Origin of the sequence: Sphingomonas pseudosanguinis (assembly GCF_052056765.1) — a bacterium.
GTDB classification, from domain to species: domain Bacteria; phylum Pseudomonadota; class Alphaproteobacteria; order Sphingomonadales; family Sphingomonadaceae; genus Sphingomonas; species Sphingomonas pseudosanguinis.
On the sequence record NZ_CP189888.1, the window covers coordinates 1,657,994 to 1,676,860 of the forward strand.

General features: G+C 67.0%; 16 protein-coding genes. 6 read left to right on the forward strand and 10 right to left on the reverse strand.

Annotated elements, in window-relative coordinates:
• Positions 1-9 precede the first annotated feature (9 nt).
• Entirely contained in the window at positions 10-633 is a 624-nt protein-coding gene (locus tag ACQHGV_RS07535; protein WP_440980014.1) for a fasciclin domain-containing protein, read from the forward strand.
• A gap of 110 nt (positions 634-743) precedes the next feature.
• Positions 744-1,346, forward strand: coding sequence for a fasciclin domain-containing protein (locus tag ACQHGV_RS07540; RefSeq protein WP_183950932.1), 603 nt, complete (start codon positions 744-746; stop codon positions 1,344-1,346).
• 49 nt (positions 1,347-1,395) lie between these two features.
• Here ACQHGV_RS07540 and ACQHGV_RS07545 read toward each other — a convergent pair whose 3' ends face one another.
• Genes ACQHGV_RS07545 through pgsA form a run of 3 tightly spaced genes read right to left on the reverse strand, consistent with a single transcriptional unit; the run spans position 1,396 to position 2,645 of the window.
• Complete coding sequence (locus tag ACQHGV_RS07545; protein ID WP_440980015.1) at positions 1,396-1,836, reverse strand: molybdenum cofactor biosynthesis protein MoaE; 441 nt, start codon at positions 1,834-1,836, stop codon at positions 1,396-1,398.
• Entirely contained in the window at positions 1,833-2,090 is a 258-nt protein-coding gene (moaD, locus tag ACQHGV_RS07550) for a molybdopterin converting factor subunit 1 (protein WP_183950934.1), read from the reverse strand. The genes ACQHGV_RS07545 and moaD overlap by 4 nt, the downstream gene beginning before the upstream one ends.
• Positions 2,091-2,645: a CDP-diacylglycerol--glycerol-3-phosphate 3-phosphatidyltransferase gene (gene pgsA / locus ACQHGV_RS07555; protein WP_440980016.1), complete on the reverse strand. Its 555-nt coding sequence runs from the start codon at positions 2,643-2,645 to the stop codon at positions 2,091-2,093.
• Positions 2,646-2,759: 114 nt separating this feature from the next.
• Here pgsA and ACQHGV_RS07560 point away from each other — a divergent pair, with 114 nt between their 5' ends.
• Positions 2,760-4,070, forward strand: a complete 1,311-nt coding sequence (locus ACQHGV_RS07560; protein WP_440980017.1) for an MFS transporter — start codon at positions 2,760-2,762, stop codon at positions 4,068-4,070.
• An 18-nt stretch (positions 4,071-4,088) separates the two neighbouring features.
• Here the strand turns inward: ACQHGV_RS07560 and ACQHGV_RS07565 are convergent, their stop codons facing one another.
• From ACQHGV_RS07565 to ACQHGV_RS07575, 3 genes are all read right to left on the reverse strand, one after another.
• Entirely contained in the window at positions 4,089-4,256 is a 168-nt protein-coding gene (locus ACQHGV_RS07565) for a hypothetical protein (RefSeq protein ID WP_409787037.1), read from the reverse strand.
• Between the two features lie 116 nt (positions 4,257-4,372).
• On the reverse strand, positions 4,373-5,716 hold the full coding sequence (locus ACQHGV_RS07570) for a sigma-54-dependent transcriptional regulator (RefSeq protein ID WP_440980018.1): 1,344 nt from the start codon (positions 5,714-5,716) through the stop codon (positions 4,373-4,375).
• Positions 5,713-7,503, reverse strand: a complete 1,791-nt coding sequence (locus ACQHGV_RS07575) for a sensor histidine kinase (RefSeq protein ID WP_440980019.1) — start codon at positions 7,501-7,503, stop codon at positions 5,713-5,715. The genes ACQHGV_RS07570 and ACQHGV_RS07575 overlap by 4 nt, the downstream gene beginning before the upstream one ends.
• Before the next feature lie 195 nt (positions 7,504-7,698).
• Between ACQHGV_RS07575 and ACQHGV_RS07580 the strand changes: the two genes are divergently transcribed.
• The 3 genes from ACQHGV_RS07580 (at position 7,699) to ACQHGV_RS07590 (ending at position 11,943) form a co-directional block, all read left to right on the forward strand.
• The gene (locus tag ACQHGV_RS07580; RefSeq protein ID WP_409787040.1) at positions 7,699-9,030 is read left to right on the forward strand and encodes a dicarboxylate/amino acid:cation symporter; all 1,332 of its coding nucleotides are present in this window, start codon (positions 7,699-7,701) and stop codon (positions 9,028-9,030) included.
• Between the two features lie 108 nt (positions 9,031-9,138).
• Positions 9,139-10,626 carry an alginate export family protein gene (locus tag ACQHGV_RS07585; protein WP_440980020.1) on the forward strand — a complete coding sequence of 496 codons (1,488 nt, stop codon included), beginning with the start codon at positions 9,139-9,141 and terminating at the stop codon, positions 10,624-10,626.
• A gap of 24 nt (positions 10,627-10,650) precedes the next feature.
• Positions 10,651-11,943, forward strand: coding sequence for an MFS transporter (locus ACQHGV_RS07590; protein ID WP_440980021.1), 1,293 nt, complete (start codon positions 10,651-10,653; stop codon positions 11,941-11,943).
• A 3-nt stretch (positions 11,944-11,946) separates the two neighbouring features.
• Here the strand turns inward: ACQHGV_RS07590 and mtnP are convergent, their stop codons facing one another.
• The 4 genes from mtnP to ACQHGV_RS07610 form a co-directional block, all read right to left on the reverse strand.
• On the reverse strand, positions 11,947-12,825 hold the full coding sequence (mtnP, locus tag ACQHGV_RS07595; protein ID WP_440980022.1) for an S-methyl-5'-thioadenosine phosphorylase: 879 nt from the start codon (positions 12,823-12,825) through the stop codon (positions 11,947-11,949).
• A gap of 116 nt (positions 12,826-12,941) precedes the next feature.
• Positions 12,942-14,411: an efflux transporter outer membrane subunit gene (locus ACQHGV_RS07600; protein ID WP_440980023.1), complete on the reverse strand. Its 1,470-nt coding sequence runs from the start codon at positions 14,409-14,411 to the stop codon at positions 12,942-12,944.
• The gene (locus ACQHGV_RS07605; RefSeq protein ID WP_440980024.1) at positions 14,404-17,631 is read right to left on the reverse strand and encodes a multidrug efflux RND transporter permease subunit; all 3,228 of its coding nucleotides are present in this window, start codon (positions 17,629-17,631) and stop codon (positions 14,404-14,406) included. The genes ACQHGV_RS07600 and ACQHGV_RS07605 overlap by 8 nt, the downstream gene beginning before the upstream one ends.
• A 19-nt stretch (positions 17,632-17,650) precedes the next feature.
• Entirely contained in the window at positions 17,651-18,850 is a 1,200-nt protein-coding gene (locus ACQHGV_RS07610) for an efflux RND transporter periplasmic adaptor subunit (RefSeq protein ID WP_440980025.1), read from the reverse strand.
• Positions 18,851-18,867: the final 17 nt, after the last annotated feature.

Genomic DNA, 18,867 nt, shown 5'->3' on the forward strand with positions numbered 1-18,867 from the left:
GACTGGCCCATGACCCGGAACATTCGGCCGCTGATGACCCTGTTGCCGCTCACCGCGCTGGTGATGCTCGGCGCCTGCGGACGCGGGCGCGACGCACGGGAAGTGCCCGCCACGCCGTCGTCCACCGCCGCCCCGGCGGCAACCAATGAGGGTGTGACGGCGGACCAGCCGATGGCGCCGACGCGTACGATCCTCGACAATGCGGCCGCCACGCCGTCGCTATCGTCGCTGGTCGCCGCGATCCGTGCCGCGTCGCTGTCGACCACCCTGGCGGGTCCCGGCCCCTACACGCTGTTCGCGCCGTCGAACGCCGCCTTTTCGCGGCTTGCGCCCGGCGTGCAGGAACAGCTGCTCCAGCCCGCCAATCATGGCTCGCTCGTCCGGTTGCTGCGCTTCCACATGCTGCCCGGCGTCGTCACCGTGTCCGACCTGCAACAGCGGATCGCGGCGGGCGGCGGCACCGCGACGATCATGACGGTGCAGGGCGAGCCACTGACGCTCAGCATGACGCAATCGGTCATCACCCTGACCGATGCCAGCGGCAATAAAAGCTATATCGAGGCGGGCGATCTGCGCCAGGCGAACGGCATGATCCACATTGTGAACGGCGTGTTGGTGCCAAAACTGGATTAAGAACGTTACTCCCCACGGAATGCTCGTTTCGCATCCGGATCGGGCATTCGTCTCTTCATGCGTGGTGTGCAGCGTTCGCGCTCCACCGCCAATCGTGGGAGTAAGCTTTTATGATCAAGACTGTCGCCATTCTCGCCTCGGCCACCATGCTGGCTGGCGTCGCTCAGGCCCAGACGGCCCCCGCCCCCGGCGCGGCCCCGGCGCAGACCATGCCCGCCCCGGCCACCGCTGCACCGGCACAGGCCGCCCCGGTCGCCACGGGTACGATCGTCCAAGTGCTGGCCGCGACGCCCGACCGTAGCACGCTCGCCAAGCTGGTCACCACTGCCGGCCTGACGGCGGACCTGTCCGGCCCGGGTCCGTTCACCGTCTTCGCCCCCAGCGACGAGGCGTTCAGCCGCATGCCGGCCGGCGCGCTCGACAATCTGAGCAAGCCGGAGAACAAGGCCGCGCTGGCGACCATCCTGAAGTACCATGTCGTGTCGGGCAAGGTGACCGCCGATCAGCTGAAGCAGCAGATCACCGCCGGTAACGGCACCGCCACGCTAACGACGCTGGCCGGCCAGCCGCTGACGGCGCAGCTCGGCCCGAACGGCAATGTCATGCTGACCGACGTGAACGGTCAGAAGGCCTATGTCGACAAGGCCGATGTGCCCGCGACCAACGGCGTGATCCACCTGACCAACGGCATCAGCGTGCCGAAAATCGGCTGATCACGGTCCATTGTCGAATGGAGAAGGCGGGGTTTCGGCCCCGCCTTTTTCATGTCCGCCAGCGTTCTGCAGCGGTCGCGTCGCTCTCGCGCGCTTCGACCCAGCTGGCCTGCCCGTCCCGCGTTTCGCGCTTCCAGAACGGGGCATCGGTCTTCAGCCGGTCGATCAGATAGGCGCACGCATCCAGCGCGTCCCGGCGATGCGGCGCGGCGGCCGCGACGAAGACGATCCGCTCGCCGGGTCGCATAGGGCCGACCCGGTGGACGATCGTCGCCGCCTGCAGCGACCAGCGGGCCAGGGCGTGGTCAGCGATCCGCTCCAGCGCGGCCTCGGTCGCGCCGGGATAATGTTCGAGTTCGAGGCAGTCGACACCATCGTCCGCGCGGACCAGCCCGCAAAAACTGGCGACCGCGCCGGCCTTTGGCCGCTCGGCCAGCGTCATCTCGGTCGCGATGTCAATCGGATCGGGCGAGACGTGAACGCGGATCATCCGCCCGTCACCGGCGGAAAGATCGCCACTTCCCGCGCGCCGGCCAGCGACGCGTCGAGGCCGACGAAGTTCTGGTCGATCGCGGCGCGCAGCCGTTCGGGCGCGGCCATCGCCTCGGCATAGCCGCCGCCGCGTGCCGCCAGCCAGCCGACCAGATCGGCGACCGTCGCCACCTCGGCGGGCACGGTTACGACCTCTTCGGCCTGCCCGATCCGCTCGCGGACCCAGGCGAAATACAGGACGGTCAAACGCATTCAGCTATCCATATGCTTGAGGCCGACGCGCAGATAATCCCAGCCCGTCACCAGCGTCAGCACCGCCGCCCCCCACAGCGCGGCGAGTGCCGCCGTCTGCACCCAGGGCCAACCGGGCAGCGCCCCGCCCAGGATCAGGCCACCCAGCGCCACCAGTTGCAGCGTCGTCTTCCACTTCGCCAGCCGCGAAACGGGGACCGACACCTGCAACTGCGCCAGAAACTCGCGCAGGCCCGACACCGCGATCTCCCGCAACAGGATGATCAGGCCGGCGATCACGCTCGCGCCGCTGATCACCTGCACGGCGACCAGCACCAGGATGACGGCGGCCACCATGATCTTGTCGGCGATGGGATCGAGGAAGATGCCCAGCTTCGACACCGCGCCATTGGCGCGCGCCAGATAGCCGTCGAAATAATCGGTGATGCCCATCAGGCAGTAGAGGACGAAGGCGATGCCATAGCCGAGCGCCCATTCGGGCCGCCATAACAGCCCCGCCAGAAGCGGCACGGCCAGGATACGCGAGAGCGTCAACAGATTGGGCAGCGTCAGCATAACGCCTTCTAACGACAAGGCCGGCCATGACAAACCGCTTTAAGCGGTTGGCGATGCGGCATCGCATGGTTATGTTGTCGCCATCCTGTTGCCACGATCGGGCCATTTTTCGTTATGCTCAATGCCCTCGGGCTTCTCAAGCGGCGCCGGTTCCTGCCGCTGTTCACCACCCAGTTCCTCGGCGCTTTCAACGACAATCTTTTCAAGACGTCGATGGTGCTGTTCGCCACCTACACGATCTTCACCGATCCGGTCTCCGAGTCCTATTTCAACGCCGCCGCGACCGGTGCGGCGATCCTGCCCTTCGTCTTCCTTTCGGCGCTGTCGGGTCAGCTGGCGGACAGCCATGACAAGGCGCGCATCATTCGCATCGTCAAGACGGTCGAGATCGCGATCATGCTGGTCGGCGCGTTCGGGCTGATGATCGCCAAGGCAGGCTATACCACCGCCGGCTTGGCGCTGATGCTGGGTACGGTGCTGGCGCTGGGTGTCCATTCGACCTTTTTCGGCCCGATCAAATACGCCATCCTGCCCCAGCATCTGGAGCCCGGCGACGTGCTGGGCGGCACCGGGCTGGTCGAGGCGGGGACCTATCTGGCGATCCTGCTCGGTACGGTCGCGGCGGGATGGATTCCGGTCGAGGCGGCGGCGATCGGCGTGCTCGTCGTGGCCGGGCTGGGATGGTTCACCGGCCGCATGGTGCCCCCCGCCCCGCGCGAAGGCCCGCCGCTCAAGCTGAACTACAATCCTTTCACCGCCTCGTGGCGGCTGATCGCGGCGACGCTCCATATCCGTCGCCTGTTCCTGGCGATCATCGCGATCAGCTTCTTCTGGACGATCGGCTCGGTGCTGATCATCGTCTTCCCGCCCCTGGTGAAGAATGTGCTGACCGCCGACAAGGAGGTCGCGAGTCTGGCCATCGCCATCTTCTCCATCGGGGTCGCGATCGGTTCGGTGGTGATCAACACGATGCTGAAGGGCGAGATTTCGGCGCGCTACTCGCCCGCCTCCGTCATCGCGATGGGGGCGTTCGTGGTGCTGTTCTCGTTCCTCTGCCGGAACTGGACGCCCGCACCGGCCGGTACGCTGTATAGCTGGCAGAGCTTCCTCGCCGAGCCGCGCGCCATCGGCATCCTGGTGACCTTGCTGGCCATCGCGACGACCGGGGGCATGTTCGTCGTGCCGCTCTATGCGTTCCTGACGACGACGGTGGAAAAGGATCAGACCGCGCGGACGGTGGCGGCGAACAACATCGTCAACTGCTTCGCGATGACGATCGGATCGGTCTGTGTCTTCGGGATCAGCGCGATGGGCGTGACGCCGCAGGACATGCTGTTCCTGGTGGCGGGCATGTGCCTCGTCTCCGCCTGGCTGGCGCTGCGGCTGCACCGCGCCTGCGACGATGGCTGCCCCAACGCCGCCTGATCCGGGACCTGGCCCGGATCAGAGCAGGAAAGTATAGATACTGATAAAGAAGGCGGTGAAGCTCAGGACGAACAGGCGCAGATCCTGATCGTCGTCGCGCCGGCTGCGGGCGAGCGGGGGTGGCGGCAGGCTCCGTCGAAAGGGATGACGGGCGGCTTCGTTGGTCAGGACAAGTCGGCGTCTCATGGCGAATGTCTTAACGCGCCGTTAACTTTTTCGTCTCCCCGGCTCTTGTCGGCCCGTGTCCCTCCTGCCCCGATAAGGGACAGCCCCCTTTGCAAGGCCGTCAGCGCGCGCCGGGATCAGCTTCGATTGGGCCGATAGGCGTTCAGATCGATGCCATGCCGGGCAACCTTGTCGTAAAAGGTCTTGCGCGGAATGGCGAGGATGGCCAGTGCCGCTCGGACGTCCCCCGCCACCTCCTCCAGCACCGCGCGGATCGTCGCCCCCTCGAACCGTTCGACCCGTTCGGGCAGCGACAGCGAATTGCCATCCTCCTGCCCCTCGCTGACGGCGCCCCCCGCCAGCCCCAGCGCGACGCGATTGGCATAGTTGCGCACTTCGCGGACATTGCCCGGCCAGTCGTGCGACAACAGCCGCGCCTGCACCTGGCCGTCGATCATCGGCACCGGTCGCCCGAACCGTTCGGCCGCCTCGCGCAGGAAATGCGCGAAGAGCAGCGGCACATCGGCCCGCCGTTCGCGCAGCGGCGGCACGCGCAGCCGTACGGCGTCCAGGCGATAGAGCAGGTCGGCACGAAACCGTCCCTCCTCGACCGCGCGGACCAGATCGGACTTGGCCGCCGCCACGATCCGCAGGTCAAGCAGTTGCGGGTCCTCCGACCCGATCGCGCGCACCTCGCGCTCCTCGACCACGCGCAGCATCCGGCCCTGCAGGGCGGGCGCCATGCTGTCGACCTCGTCAAGGAACAGCGTGCCCCGGTTGGCGGCGGCGATCCGGCCCGTCGTGCGGCCATGGGCATGGCCGAACAGCTCGTCCTCGGCGATCGCCTCGGGCAGGGCAGCGCAGTCGACCGCGACGAACGGCCGCGTCCGCCGCGCGCTCCAGCGGTGGAGCAGCAGCGCGACCAGTTCCTTGCCGGTTCCCGTCTCCCCCTCGACCAGCACGTCGACATCCGCCTGCGCGACCTGCCGCACCGTCTCGCGCAGCCGCATCATCACCGGGGTCTCGCCGATCAGCGGATAGGCCCCTTGCGCCTCCTCCGCCGCGTGGCGCAGCCGACGATTGTCGAGGACCAGCCGCCGCATCTCCAGCGCGCGGCCGGCACTGGCGATCAGATGATCGGCGGCGAAGGGCTTGGCGACGAAATCGAACACGCCCTGTTTCAGCGCCGCGACCGCCATCGGCACATCGCCATGCCCGGTCATCAGGATGACCGGAATTTCGCTATCGATCGCCGCCACCCGACGGGCGAGTTCGATCCCGTCGATGCCGGGCATGCGAATGTCCGACACGACCATGCCCGGAAAGTCGGGCGTGATCGCGTTCAACGCGGTCAGCGGGTCGCCATGCGCCTCGACATCGATGCCGGCCAGCTCGAACGACTGGGCCAGCGCCTGACGCAGCACCGTGTCGTCGTCGACCAGCAATACGCGCAGGTCGTTGGGTGCCTCGCTCTCGCTCATGCCCGGCGCAACCGGATGATGAAGCCCGCCCCGCCCAGCGAGGAAGGAATGGTGTCCAACATACCGCCAAACTCCCGCATGATATCCCTCGCGATGCCCAGCCCCAGCCCCAGCCCGTCGGGCTTGCCGGTGACGAAGGGCGTAAAAATCTCCGGCGCGATGTCCGGGTCGAGGCCCGGTCCGTTATCCTCGACAGTCAGTTCGATGCTATCCCCTTCCTCGCGAACGCACATCCGAACGCGCGGGCTGGGCCGATCGGCCACGGCGTCCAGCGCGTTCTGGAGGAGGTTGACCAGCACCTGCTCCAGCCGGACGCGCCCCGCGATCACGACGGGCAGCGAACCGCCCGCCGGCCGTTCGAGGACGACGCCCGCGCTGCGGAACCGGTCGCCGATCAGCAACATGGTGCCGTCGAGCACCGCGTCCAACGCCACCGGCCCCATGCCATGCGTACCCCGCCGGACGAAGCGGCGCATTTCCTGGACGATCGAGCTGATCCGTTCGGTCAGCTCGACGATCGTCGACAAATTACTCGCCGCCTTGTCGGGCGCGGCGCGGGTCAGGAAGGTGCGGGCATTTTCCGCCAGCGTGCGGATCGCCGCCACCGGCTGGTTGATCTCATGCGCGACGCCGGCGGTGATCGAGCCCAGCGATCCCAGCCGATTGGCCTGCGCCAGCTCCTCGCGCGCGGCACGGAAACGCTGATCGGCACGAACGCGCTCGGCGATCTCGATGGTCAGCCGATCGTTGGTCGCGCGCAGCTCCGCCGTCCGTCGTGCGACCTCCGCCTCCAGCGCCTCGCGCGCCTGCACCACCCGCTCCGCCCGGGTGCGCCGCCAGATCGCGAGCAGCGCCAGCGCGAGCAGGCCGACGCCGATCAGCGCGGTGGCCGAGCGGACCCAGCTGTCGGCCGCGCGAAAGGCCGGACGCGACGGCAGCAGGTGAATCAGCCGCCATCCGGGCAACGGCACCGCCACCCGCGCCACGACATGGCGATTGCCCTCGTCATCCGTCGCCCAGCCGCCCGGCTCCAATCGATAGGGGGCCGGGCGCAGGCGGACCCCGCCGAACTGCTGCGCCTGTTCGATTTCGCCGCGCGCGCGGGGTGTCAGCGCCTGCATGGTGGTGAACAGCGCGCGCGGGTCCGAGGTGACGACGACCACGCCATGATTGTCGGTCAGCAATGTCTGCCCCGGATCGCTGGCCCAGGCCTGAGCGATCCGGCGGAACTCCACCTTGACCACCACAACCCCGTCGGGCGCGTTCGCTGGACCAATCCGGCGCGCCAGGAACAGGCCGGCGCGGTGGCTGGTATTGCCCAGCGCGAAATATTCCGACGTCCCCTGCGTCAGCGCCTGCCGGAAATAGGGGCGGAAGGCGTAATTGCGCCCGACGAAACTGTCCGGTTGCCCGGCATTGGAGGCCGAGACGGTGCGCCCCTGCCGATCGATCGCATAGATGACCGGCGCGCCCGTCCGCTCCGCCAGGCCGCGCAGCTTCTCGTTCAAGCGGTCGGCCGCCTGTCGCGAGCCATTGCGCAGCGCGTCGCCCAGATCGGGATATTCGACCAGCACGATGGGCAGCAGGCGAAAACGCTGCAACTCGCTGTTGAGCAGCCGCTCCTGCTGGCGCGCGATCCGGGTGGCATCCGCGCGCAGTCCCGCGACCGCCTGCCGATGCGCATAGATGTGCAGCATGACGGCCGCGGCCAAGGTGAGCAGCAGGACGCCGATCAGCGGGATCGCATGACGCCGATAGGGGCGAAGCGGGGCGAGAAGGCGGCGCATATGTGCGGAATATCGCAAGCCGGGCCGTCGCACCATGCGGAATTTCGCCCGGTCGCAATGACTTACGGCACTCTTATCGTTTTTTTACAGATACTTACATAGTCTATCTCGTGATTTTGAATCCTGTTTGCGATCCCGCACACTGTGGGCAACCCGGAACGCGGCCTACCGCGTCCGACTCTTTTGTAGAGGATGATGAAAGCCGTGATTGCCCAAGATTACGCTGTCGCCGAAGCGCCCAAGCGCGCTCGGGTCTGGTCCCATCTTTATGTTCAGGTTCTGGTCGCGATCGCGCTCGGCGCGATCATCGGCCATGTCTGGCCCAGCTTCGGCGAGTCGCTGAAGCCGATCGGCGATGCCTTCATCAAACTGGTGAAGATGATCATCGCACCGGTCATCTTCCTGACCGTCGTCACCGGCATCGCCGGCATGCGCGAACTTGGCTCGGTGGGCCGGGTCGCGGGCAAGGCGTTCTTCTACTTCATCACCGTATCGACCTTCGCGCTGGTCGTCGGCCTGGTCGTCGCCAATGTCGTCCAGCCGGGCGCGGGCATGAACATCGATCCGTCGACGCTGAAAGTCGGGTCGATTGCCGAATATACCGCCAAGGCACATGACACCACGGTCACCGGCTTCCTGCTCGGCATCATCCCCGACACACTGATCAGCGCGTTCACGCAGGGCAACATCCTGCAGGTGCTGATGGTCGCCATCCTGTTCGGCATCTCGATGGCACTGGTCGGCGAGCCCGCCCGCCCGCTGCTGAACAGCCTGGAGCGGATCAGCGTCGTCGTCTTCCGCATGGTCGGCATCCTGATGCGGGCCGCGCCCATCGGTGCCTTCGGCGCGATCGCCTTCACCATCGGCAAGTATGGCGTCGGCAGCCTGGTGAACCTGGGCGCGCTGGTAGCGACCTTCTATCTCACCTCGATCCTGTTCGTCGTCGTCGTGCTGGGCACCATCGCCCGCGCCAACGGCTTCTCGGTCCTGAAGCTGATCCGCTACCTGAAGGCGGAACTGCTGCTCGTCCTCGGCACCTCCTCGTCGGAAGCCGCGCTGCCCAACCTTCTCGTGAAGATGGAAAAGGCCGGTTGCGAGAAGTCGGTCGTCGGTCTGGTCGTGCCCACCGGCTATTCGTTCAACCTGGACGGCACCAACATCTACATGACGCTGGCCGCGCTGTTCATCGCCCAGGCCTGCGGCGTCGACCTGTCGCTGGGTCAGCAGCTGGCGCTGCTCCTCGTCGCGATGCTTAGCTCAAAGGGTGCGGCGGGCGTCACCGGTGCAGGCTTCATCACCCTGGCCGCAACCCTGTCGATCGTGCCCGACGTGCCGGTCGCCGGCATGGCGCTGATCCTCGGTGTCGACCGCTTCATGTCGGAATGCCGCAGCCTGACCAACTTCATCGGCAACGCCGTCGCCACGGTCGTCGTGGCCCGCTGGGAAGGCGCACTGGACAAGGACGCGCTGGATGCGGCGCTCAACAGCAAGCCGGCCCTGCCGGCCGCGCAGCCTGCCATCGCCTGATCAAAGCGAAAGAGCCGGCCAGTCCCACTGGCCGGTTTTTTCTTTAACCTTGCCGCGTTAGTGAAGCCGGCGTCACGACAGACCGGTACGATTGAGGGGACTATCATCATGAAATTCGTTTGGCTCGCCGGCTCGGCCGCCCTGGTGGTGGCTGGGTTGGCCCCAAGCATGGCCGGCGCGCAGAGCGTGACGCCCAAGGCCGCGGCCGAACCGGCCAGCCCCGCCAGCACCGCCTATCCGACATCGGCGGCCGGCGACGGCAACACGGTGGGCGGATACAACCAGTCGCGCTGGGCCGAGGATTGGCGCAAGCTGTGCGACCCCGCCAAGCGCGACGATCCGATCGACGCGCTGAAGTGCGTGAAGCTGACCGAGGACGGCAAGTCGTACGTCACCTTTTCGGGTGAGCTGCGCACGCGTATGAACCTGACCACCAACCCCAATCTGCGCGAGGTCCAGCAACAGCGTCAGGACATCGCCCGCATCGTCGGCGGCGCCGACGTCCATCTGGGCGATCATTTCCGCGTCTTCGGCGAACTGGGCCGCGCGGAGTTGCAGGGCATCAACCTGGGCACGCCCAACGCCAATCTGCGCAACAAGCTGGCGGTGCAGCAGCTGTTCGCCGAGGTGAAGGGCAAGGCGCTGGGCCTCGACGTCGGCGTGCGCGCCGGTCGTCAGGAGTTCTTCGACGGGCCGCAGCTGCTGACCGTCGGTCGCGACAACAACACGCTCTACTTCGTCCTCGACGGCGTCCGTGCCTATGCGCGCGGCACCAACGCCCGGGTCGACGTGTTCGACCTGAACTATGTCAATTACGGCTATGAGGGCATCAGCGACGACAAGACCAATCCCGACGTCCGTTTCTCGGGCGCGACCTTCGGTTTCCGTCTGTCGCCCAAGCTGTTCGGCGGGTCGAAGCTGTATCTCGATCCGTTCATCTGGCGGCTGCGCAACCGCCGCGCCGTCTGGGGTCCGACGACCGGGCTGGAGGAACGCTATTTCCTGGGTCTGCACGCTTATGGTGACGCGGGCCCGGTCAATATCGACTGGACGGTCAACAACCAGCGTGGGACCTTCGTCAACCGTCCGATCTCGGCATGGCAGGCCTTCATCGCGCAGACCTATCGCCTGGGCAAGAAGCCGGATTCACCGCGCGTCGGCATCCACTTCGACTATGGCTCGGGTGGTGGCGCCTATGACCGCGCCGGCCCGCTGAACACGACCAACGGTCTGTTCGGGAACAACATCTATTACAGCTATGGCCTGTTCCTGACGCCGACCAACCTGCTCTACACCGCCCCGAACTTCACCTTCACGCCGATCAAGGGCGTGCGCGTGGCAGCGGAATATGGTTTCGCCTGGCGGCCCGACGAGTTCGACGCGGTCTACCGCGCCAGCGGTGCGGCCTGGGCGGGTACGCAGAATGTCCGGGGCAAGAAGGTGGCCGAGGTCGCGCGCCTCCAGGCGGTCTGGACCATCACGCCGCGCCTGTCCTTCACCGGCCGCTACGAGCATTTCCAGGCCGATACCGTGCTGAAGCGGGCCAATCTGAAAAGCTCGGATTTCTGGGCCGGATGGCTTAGCTTCCGCTTCTAACAAAAACGACCAAGGGGAGTAGATATGTCCGATGCCATCGCCGATCCGGCACGCCACCGCCTGAAATCCATCATCGGCGGATCGACCGGCAACCTCGTCGAATGGTTCGATTGGTATGTCTACTCCGCCTTCACCCTCTATTTCGCACCGCATTTCTTCCCGTCGGAGAACCGCACCGCCCAGTTGCTGAGCGCGGCGGCGGTCTTCGCGGTCGGGTTCATCATGCGGCCGATCGGTGCGTGGATCATGGGCATCTATGCCGATCGCAAGGGGCGCAAGGCGGGCCTGACGCTGTCGGTGACGCTGATGTGCGCGGGCTCGCTGATCATCGCGATCACGCCGGGCTATGCGACGATCGGCCTCGCCGCCCCCGCCCTGCTGGTCATCGCCCGCCTGATGCAGGGCCTGTCGGTCGGCGGCGAATACGGCGCCAGCGCGACCTATCTGTCCGAGATGGCGGGCAAGGACCGGCGCGGATTCTTTTCGTCCTTCCAATATGTCACGCTGATCTCGGGCCAGCTGCTCGCCATCTGCGTGTTGCTGATCCTGCAGACGACCATGAGCGAAGCGGCGCTCGACGAATGGGGCTGGCGCATCCCGTTAGCGCTGGGTGCGGTGCTGGCGGTCGTCGTCTTCTATATCCGGCGCGGTCTGGCCGAGACCAAGAGCTTCGAGAACACCAAGAAGGACGGCGCGCCGCGATCAGGGCTGATCCAGTTGTTCACCAAGCATCCGCGCGAGACGATGACGGTCATGCTGCTGACCGCCGGCGGCACGCTCGCCTTCTACGCCTATTCGATCTACATGCAGAAGTTCCTGGTCAACACGAGCGGCTTCAGCCGCGAGGTCGCCAGCCAGATCAACGCCGTCACCCTGTTCGTCTTCATGCTGCTGCAACCGGTGGCGGGCGGGCTGTCCGACCGGATCGGGCGCAAGCCGTTGATGGTGGCGTTCGGCATCGCCGGCGTGCTGTTCACCTATCCGATCTTCTCGACGCTGGAGACGACGCGCGATCCGATGGTGGCGGGGGCGCTGGTCATGGCCGCGCTGATCATCGTGACCGGCTATACCTCGATCAACGCGGTGGTGAAGGCCGAGCTGTTCCCCGCGCATATCCGCGCGCTGGGCGTCGCCCTGCCCTATGCGCTGGCTAACACCATCTTCGGCGGCACGGCGGAGTCGGTCGCGCTGCTGTTCAAGCGCGCCGGGTTCGAGCAGGGCTTCTACTGGTATGTCACCGCGATGATCGGCATCTCCCTGATCGTGTATCTGCGCATGCGCGACACCGCCAAGAACAGCCAGATCGTCGAGGACTGATCTTTAGAAACCCCGCGCGCCCAGCACGCGCGACACGATCGGGCCGAGGCTTTCCGCCTTGGCCCGATCCACATGGGCGATATGGGTAATCAACGCCTGATCGAGGACCGTGTCGATTGGTGAGGCGGTCCGCTTCGCCGGCAGCAAGGCGGCCAACTGATTCACCAGCCCGCGTGCGGTCGCCGCATTGCTCGCCAGTTGCGCCAGCACGGCATCGACCTCGACATGCGCCTCGTCCTCGCGCCAGCAGTCGTAATCGGTGACCATGCCGATCAGCGCATAGGGAAGTTCCGCCTCCCGCGCGAGCTTGGCCTCGGGCATCGCGGTCATGCCGATGACGTCCGCGCCCCATTGGCGATAGAGGTGGCTCTCCGCACGGGTCGAGAATTGCGGCCCCTCCATCGCCAGATAGGTGCCACCTCGAGCGACCGAGGCCCCCGCCCGCTCCGCCGCCTCGGCCGCGAACACCGACAGACGCGGGCAGACCGGATCGGCCATGGAAACATGCGCGACCAGCCCACCCCCAAAAAAGCTGGTGTCGCGGTGCACCGTCCGGTCCATGAACTGGTCGACCGCAACGAAATGCCCCGGCGGCAGCTCCTCGCGCAACGACCCGATCGCCGAGATGGCAAGCACATCGGTGCAGCCTGCCAGCTTCAGCGCATGGATATTGGCGCGCGCATTGACCTCGGTCGGCGACAGGCGATGCCCCCGACCATGACGCGGCAGGAACACGAAGCGCACCCCGCCGATGCGCCCCCGCACCAGCGTATCGGAGGGCGCCCCCCAGGGCGTGTCGAGCACCAGTGTCTCGACGTCGTCGAGCGCGTCTATCGCATACAGGCCCGAGCCACCGATGATCCCGATCGTCCAGCCCGTCATTGCGCCCTCCTGTTTCATCCGATGTCGGTTAAGCGCTACGCCGGACAAAGCAAAGGGGCGCACGGGGGGAGAACCCATGCGCCCCTCGCTCGACCGCGGCGGCCGGGCTTGGGGGATTAGCCGCTCGCGGGAACCGTCGACGCCGCTCCGGTCTCGCGCAGGCCACCGCCCAGCGCGACATAGAGGGTGACGTCATTCTGAAGCGCCGAGCTACGCAGGGTCAGCAACTGCTGCTCGGCGGAAAACAGGTTCCGCTCGGCATCGAGCACTTCGAGGTAGATGGCAATGCCGTTATTGTAGCGCAGCCGCGCGGTGCGGGCGAGCCGGCGCTGCGCATCGACCGCGCGGGTCTGCGCCTCGATCTGCTCGGCGAAGCGACGGCGGGCGACGAGCGCATCGGCTACTTCGCGGAAGGCACCTTGCACCGTCCGCTGATAGGCGGCGGTGAGTTCGTCGGCCTGCGCGCGGCTGAGGTTCAGCTGCGCCTTGCGACGCCCCCAGTCGAAGATCGGCAGAAGTGCCGCCCCCTGCACCTGATATTGCCGCGAATTGCCGTCGATCAGGCTGCTGAGCGCGGGCGAGACGAAGCCCGCCAAGCCCGTCAGCGAGATGCTGGGCAGGAAGGCCGCGCGCGCCGCGCCGATATTGGCGTTTGCCGCCAGCAATTGCTGCTCGGCCTGCAGCACGTCCGGCCGGTTGACCAGAAGCGCGGAGGGCAAGCCGGGCTCGATCGCCGCGAACTGGTTCTGGTCGCCAAGCCGACGCCCGGCCGGAAGCGGCCCCGTGATCGGCCCGCCGACCAGCACGGTCAGCAAATTCTGCGACTGCGCCACCGTGCGGCGCAGCTCGGCCAACTGGGTCTCGGCCTGGGTCAGCAGCGCCACCGCCTGATCGTAATCGACGCTGGAGGTGACGCCCGCATCCATCCGCCGCTTGGCGATGCCCAGCCCCTCGCGGCGGCTGGTGACGGTGCGCTCGGCCAGGGCGATCTGTTCCTCGGCGGCGCGGATCTGAAGGTAGGTCGCCGCGACCTGCCCGACCAGCGACAGGCGGAAGGCGCGCTCGGCCTCCACGGTCGCCAGATATTGCCGTCGCTGCGCCTCGGCCAGATTGCGCACCCGGCCCCAGAAGTCGAGCTCGAACGCCGACACCCGCGCGCCCAGCGCGAACTGGTTATAGGTGATCGAGGTCGGGTTCTGCGCGTCTCCGCCACCCGGCAACGCATCGCCAAAGCCCAGCGAATTGAGCGGAATCCGCGTCCGAGCGGCGCTGGCCGACAGGTCGAGCGGCGGCAGCCGCTGCGCGTCCTGGATGCGATACTGCGCCCGCGCCTGCGCGACGCGCGCCACCGCCTGGGCCAGATCGCGGTTATTGGCCAGCGCCGCCGCGATGTAAGCCTTGAGCTGTTCGTCGGCGAAGAACTCCCGCCATCCGATCTCCGCCGCCGTCCGCGTGCCGGCCCTTGCGTCGGGATAGGTGGCGGAGACGGGGGCGATCGGCTGGCGATATTGCGGCGCCAGATTGCAGGCGGTCAGCGCACTGGTCAGCGCCAGCATGGCAGCGGCACGGGAGAAGGCTTTACGCATGGGCCGGGCCCTCCGCATCGTCGGTTCGGTGATGGGCATCGCCCGCCTCACGTTCACGCGCTTCCTCCTCGGCGTCCTCGGCCGCATGATTGTTCTCGCGCGCCAGCCACTTCTTGGCAGCGATATAGAAGACCGGGGTGAAGAAGATGCCGAACGCGGTGGCGGCGATCATACCGCCCATCACGCCCGTACCCACCGCACGACGGCTCGCCGCGCCCGCACCGCTGGCGATGAACAGCGGCACCATGCCCAGGATGAAGGCCAGGCTGGTCATCAGGATCGGGCGCAGACGCTGCCGTGCCGCCTCGACCGTCGCCTCGAACGGCGTGCGGCCGGCCTGCTGGTCCTCGATCGCGAACTCGACGATCAGGATCGCGTTCTTCGCCGCCAGACCGATGATGGTGATCAACCCGACGTTGAAATACACGTCCTGCGAGAAGCCGCGCAGGATGGTCAGCAACACCGCGCCGAGCACGCCAAACGGCACCACCAGCAACACCGCCAGCGGGATCGCCCAGCTTTCGTAGAGCGCGGCCAGCAACAGGAAGACGACGATCAGCGACAGGCCGAGCAGAAGCCCGATCTGGCCACCCGCCTGCTTCTCCTCGAACGCGGTGCCGGTCCATTCGAAGCTCATGCCCGCCGGCATCACCTCACGGGCGATCTTCTCCATCTCGATCAGCGCGGTGCCGGTCGACTGGCCGGGCGCGGCCATGCCCGAGACGGTCAGCGACGGATAGCCGTTATAGCGCTCCAGCTGCTGCGGCCCGTTCTGCCAGCGCACCTTCGTAAAGGCCGAGAAGGGCACCATATTGCCCTGCTGGTTGCGCACGCGCAGCCCCAGCACGTCCTGGGGCGACATGCGCTGCGGCGCATCGGCCTGAAGATAGACGCGCAACACATTGCCTTCGCGGACGAAGTCGTTGGCATAGGCCGAGCCGAAGGCGATCGACAGCGTCTGGTTCACATCGGCGATCTGGAGGCCCAGCGCCCGCGCCTGGATGCGGTCGATGTCGACATAGAGCTGCGGCGCCGGTCCCAGGCCTTCGGGGCGAACGCCCATCAGCGCCTTGTTCTGCGAGGCCTTGGCCAGGATCGCACCCTGCGCCTGTTGCAGCGCGGCGGCACCCAGCCCCGATCGATCCTCGATCTTCATCGAGAAGCCGGTCGCGTTGCCCAGCGCCTGGATCGGCGGCGGGTCGAGCGCGAAGATGGTCGCCTCCGGGATCGACTGGACGAAGCCCATCGTCTTGCCGACCAGCGTGGTCGAATTGTTCTCGACGCCCTTGCGCTCCTCCCACGGCTTCAGGTTGACGAACGAGATACCCGCCGCCTGACCCTGGCCGAAGAAGTTGAAGCCCGCGACCGACACGATGTCGGACACCTGCGGCTGGGCGTGGAGAAATTTCTCGACCTTGGTGATCGCCTCGCCCGTCCGCTCCAGCGTCGCGCCGGGGGCCGCGTCATAGGACACGAAGATATAGCCCTGGTCCTCGGTCGGCAGGAAGCCGCCGGGCACGCGGGTGAACAGCAACCCGGTGATGACGACGACGACGGCGAACACCGCCAGCCAGCGTACCGGCCGCGACATCATCCGCTTCACGCCGCCGGTATATTTCTCCGTACCCCGGCCGAACTTGTCGTTGAACCAGTTGAAGAAACGCTGCGGCAGGCCGCGCACGCCGGGCTTCGGCTCGGGCCGGTCCTCCAGATGCGCGTCCTCCTGCTTCAACAGCGTGGCGCACAGCGCGGGCGTCAGCGTCAGGGCGAGCAGCGCCGAGAAGAAGATCGACACGGCCAGCGTCACCGAGAACTGGCGATAGATACCCCCCGTGGAGCCGGGGAAGAAGGCCATCGGGATGAACACCGCGACCAGCACCAGCGTGATGCCGATGATCGCGCCGGTGATCTGCCCCATCGCCTTCACGGTCGCGCGACGCGGGCTCAGCCCCTCTTCCGACATGATACGCTCGACATTCTCGACGACGACGATCGCGTCGTCGACCAGGATGCCGATCGCCACCACCATGCCGAACAGCGACAGCGTGTTGATCGAGAAGCCGAAGGCCAGCAGGCCGATACAGGCGCCCCCCAAAGCGATCGGCACGACGATCGCGGGGATCAGCGTGGCGCGCCAGTTCTGGAGGAACAGGAACATCACCAGGAAGACCAGGATCATCGCCTCGACCAGCGTGTGGATCACGCTGTCGACCGAGGCGGTGATGAACGGCGTCGTGGTGAACGGCACGCTCCAGGTCACATCGGCCGGGAAGCTCGACTCCAGCGCCTTCATCCGTGCCGACACCGCGTCCGCCGTCGCCAGCGCGTTCGCGCCGCTCGCCAGCTGGACGGCCAGACCCACGGTCTCCTTGCCGTTCAGAGTCAGGCGGAAGCCGTAATTGTCCTTGCCCAGCTCAACCCGCGCGACATCGCCCAGCCGGATCGCCGAGCCGTCGGGATTGGCGCGGATGATGATCTGGCGGAACTGTTCGGGCGTGGCGAAGCGGTTCTGGGTGATGATCTGCGCGGTGAACTCGGCGGTGCGGGTCAGCGGCTGTGCGCCGATCGAGCCACCGGCCACCTGGCTGTTCTGCTCCTGCACGGCAGCGAGCGCCTCCGAGGCCGACAGGCTATACCCCGCCAGCTTCTGCGGATCGAGCCAGATGCGCATGGCATAGGGTGAGCCGAACAGCTGCACGTCGCCGACACCGTCGATGCGCCGAAGTTCGTTGCGGATATTGTTCTCGGCGAAGTTGCCCATCTCGACCGGGCTGGTCTTGCCGGTCTTCGAGCTGAGCGTGATGACCTCGAGGAAGCCCGCCGAGCCTTCGGTCACCTGGATGCCGAGCGCGCGGACCTCCTGGGGCAGGCGCGGTTCGGCGCGGCTGAGGCGATCCTGGATCTGGGTACGCGCGACGTCCAGATCGGTGCCGGGCTTGAAGGTGACGGTGATCTGCGCGGTACCGTTCGAGCGGCTGGTCGACGCCATGTAGAGGAAATTGTCGACGCCGTTCAGTTCCTTCTCGATGACCGCGGTCACCGAACGGTCCATCACCTCGGCATCGGCGCCGTTATAGCTGATCGCGAGATTGAGCGAGGGCGGCGCGACCGAAGGATAGCTCTCGATCGGCAGCAGGCGGAGCGCGATCACGCCGAACAGGGCGATGAAGAGCGCGATCACCCAGGCGAACACCGGGTGATAGACGAAGAAGCGGTTCATGTGATGCGTTCCCCGGCGATCAGCGACCAGCGGCGGGCTGTCCGCCCGGCTGGCCCTGCGCCTGTTGCCCATTGGCGGGTGCGCCGCCCTGGTTCGGCGCCTGGATGCGGACCTTCTGGCCCGGCTGCACCTTCTGCCAACCCTCGGTCACGACCTTCTCGCCGGGCTTCAGCCCCGAGAGGACGACCCAGTTGCTGCCGACCTGTCCGCCCAGCGTGATTGGCCGCGCCTGGACCGTGCCCGATCCATCGACGACCATTACCGAGGCGGCCTGGTTGCTCAGCTGGACCGCGCGCTGCGGCACCGAGATGCCGTTGCGGATGGTACCCGCCGTCACATGCGCGCGGACGAACTGGCCGGGCAACAGCGCGCGATTGGCGTTCGGGAAACGCGCGCGAAGCTGCTGGCTGCCCGTCGTCGGATCGACCGTCTGGCCGGCGAAATCGATCTGCCCGGTCGGCCCATATTCGGTCCCGTCCTCCAGCGTCAGCCGCACGGTGATCTGCGACAGGTTGGGGAGCGCCAGACCGCCCGAGCGTGCCTGGTTGATCAGTTCGCTCAGCGCCGCATTGGACTGGGTGAAGACGGCATAGATGGGCGACATCTGGTCGACCTGGGTCAGCGGCGTCGCCTGAGTCGCGCTGACCAGCGCGCCCTCGGTCACCTGCGCGCGGCCGACGCGGCCGGCGATCGGCGCGCGGACGATGGTGTAGCTCAGTTGCAACTGCGCCCGTGACAGCGCGGCGCGCGCGTCGGCCACGCTCGCATCCGCCTGACGCAGGGTCGCCTGGGCCGCGTCGAACTCCTGCGCGCTGACCGCGCGTTCGGACACCAGCGGCTGGTAACGGCGCACGATCGAGGCCGCATTCACCCGTGCCGCCTGGGCCCGGGCCAGCGCGGCCTGGGCCTGCTGCACCTGCGCGCGATAGTCGCGCTGGTCGATGCGGAACAGCGGCTGCCCCTCGGCGACGTCAGTGCCTTCGCGGTACAGGCGCGCCTCGACGATGCCGTCGGTCCGGGCGCGCACCTCGGCGGTGCGGATCGCCTCGATCCGGCCGGGCAGCTCGATGATGTTGGGCACCGCGGCACCCTGGACCGTGATGGCCGTCACCACGGGCGGCGGCGGGGCGGCCTGTTGCTGCTGCTCATTGCCCTGTCCGCACGCCGCCAGTGCGAGCGCCATCGCGAGCGACGACCCAGGAACGAAAAATTTGGCCACGCCGAGAAACTCCCTGA

Excerpts from the sequence above, each read along its gene's own strand:
- ACQHGV_RS07590 (WP_440980021.1), top strand. The coding sequence starts at position 10,651 with ATGTCCGATGCCATCGCCGATCCGGCACGCCACCGCCTGAAATCCATC.
- ACQHGV_RS07540 (WP_183950932.1), top strand. The coding sequence starts at position 744 with ATGATCAAGACTGTCGCCATTCTCGCCTCGGCCACCATGCTGGCTGGC.
- ACQHGV_RS07575 (WP_440980019.1), bottom strand. The coding sequence starts at position 7,503 with ATGCGCCGCCTTCTCGCCCCGCTTCGCCCCTATCGGCGTCATGCGATC.
- pgsA (WP_440980016.1), bottom strand. The coding sequence starts at position 2,645 with ATGCTGACGCTGCCCAATCTGTTGACGCTCTCGCGTATCCTGGCCGTG.
- ACQHGV_RS07585 (WP_440980020.1), top strand. The coding sequence starts at position 9,139 with ATGAAATTCGTTTGGCTCGCCGGCTCGGCCGCCCTGGTGGTGGCTGGG.
- ACQHGV_RS07535 (WP_440980014.1), top strand. The coding sequence starts at position 10 with ATGACCCGGAACATTCGGCCGCTGATGACCCTGTTGCCGCTCACCGCG.
- mtnP (WP_440980022.1), bottom strand. The coding sequence starts at position 12,825 with ATGACGGGCTGGACGATCGGGATCATCGGTGGCTCGGGCCTGTATGCG.
- ACQHGV_RS07580 (WP_409787040.1), top strand. The coding sequence starts at position 7,699 with ATGAAAGCCGTGATTGCCCAAGATTACGCTGTCGCCGAAGCGCCCAAG.
- ACQHGV_RS07545 (WP_440980015.1), bottom strand. The coding sequence starts at position 1,836 with ATGATCCGCGTTCACGTCTCGCCCGATCCGATTGACATCGCGACCGAG.
- ACQHGV_RS07570 (WP_440980018.1), bottom strand. The coding sequence starts at position 5,716 with ATGAGCGAGAGCGAGGCACCCAACGACCTGCGCGTATTGCTGGTCGAC.
- ACQHGV_RS07565 (WP_409787037.1), bottom strand. The coding sequence starts at position 4,256 with ATGAGACGCCGACTTGTCCTGACCAACGAAGCCGCCCGTCATCCCTTT.
- ACQHGV_RS07600 (WP_440980023.1), bottom strand. The coding sequence starts at position 14,411 with ATGCGTAAAGCCTTCTCCCGTGCCGCTGCCATGCTGGCGCTGACCAGT.
- ACQHGV_RS07560 (WP_440980017.1), top strand. The coding sequence starts at position 2,760 with ATGCTCAATGCCCTCGGGCTTCTCAAGCGGCGCCGGTTCCTGCCGCTG.
- moaD (WP_183950934.1), bottom strand. The coding sequence starts at position 2,090 with ATGCGTTTGACCGTCCTGTATTTCGCCTGGGTCCGCGAGCGGATCGGG.
- ACQHGV_RS07605 (WP_440980024.1), bottom strand. The coding sequence starts at position 17,631 with ATGAACCGCTTCTTCGTCTATCACCCGGTGTTCGCCTGGGTGATCGCG.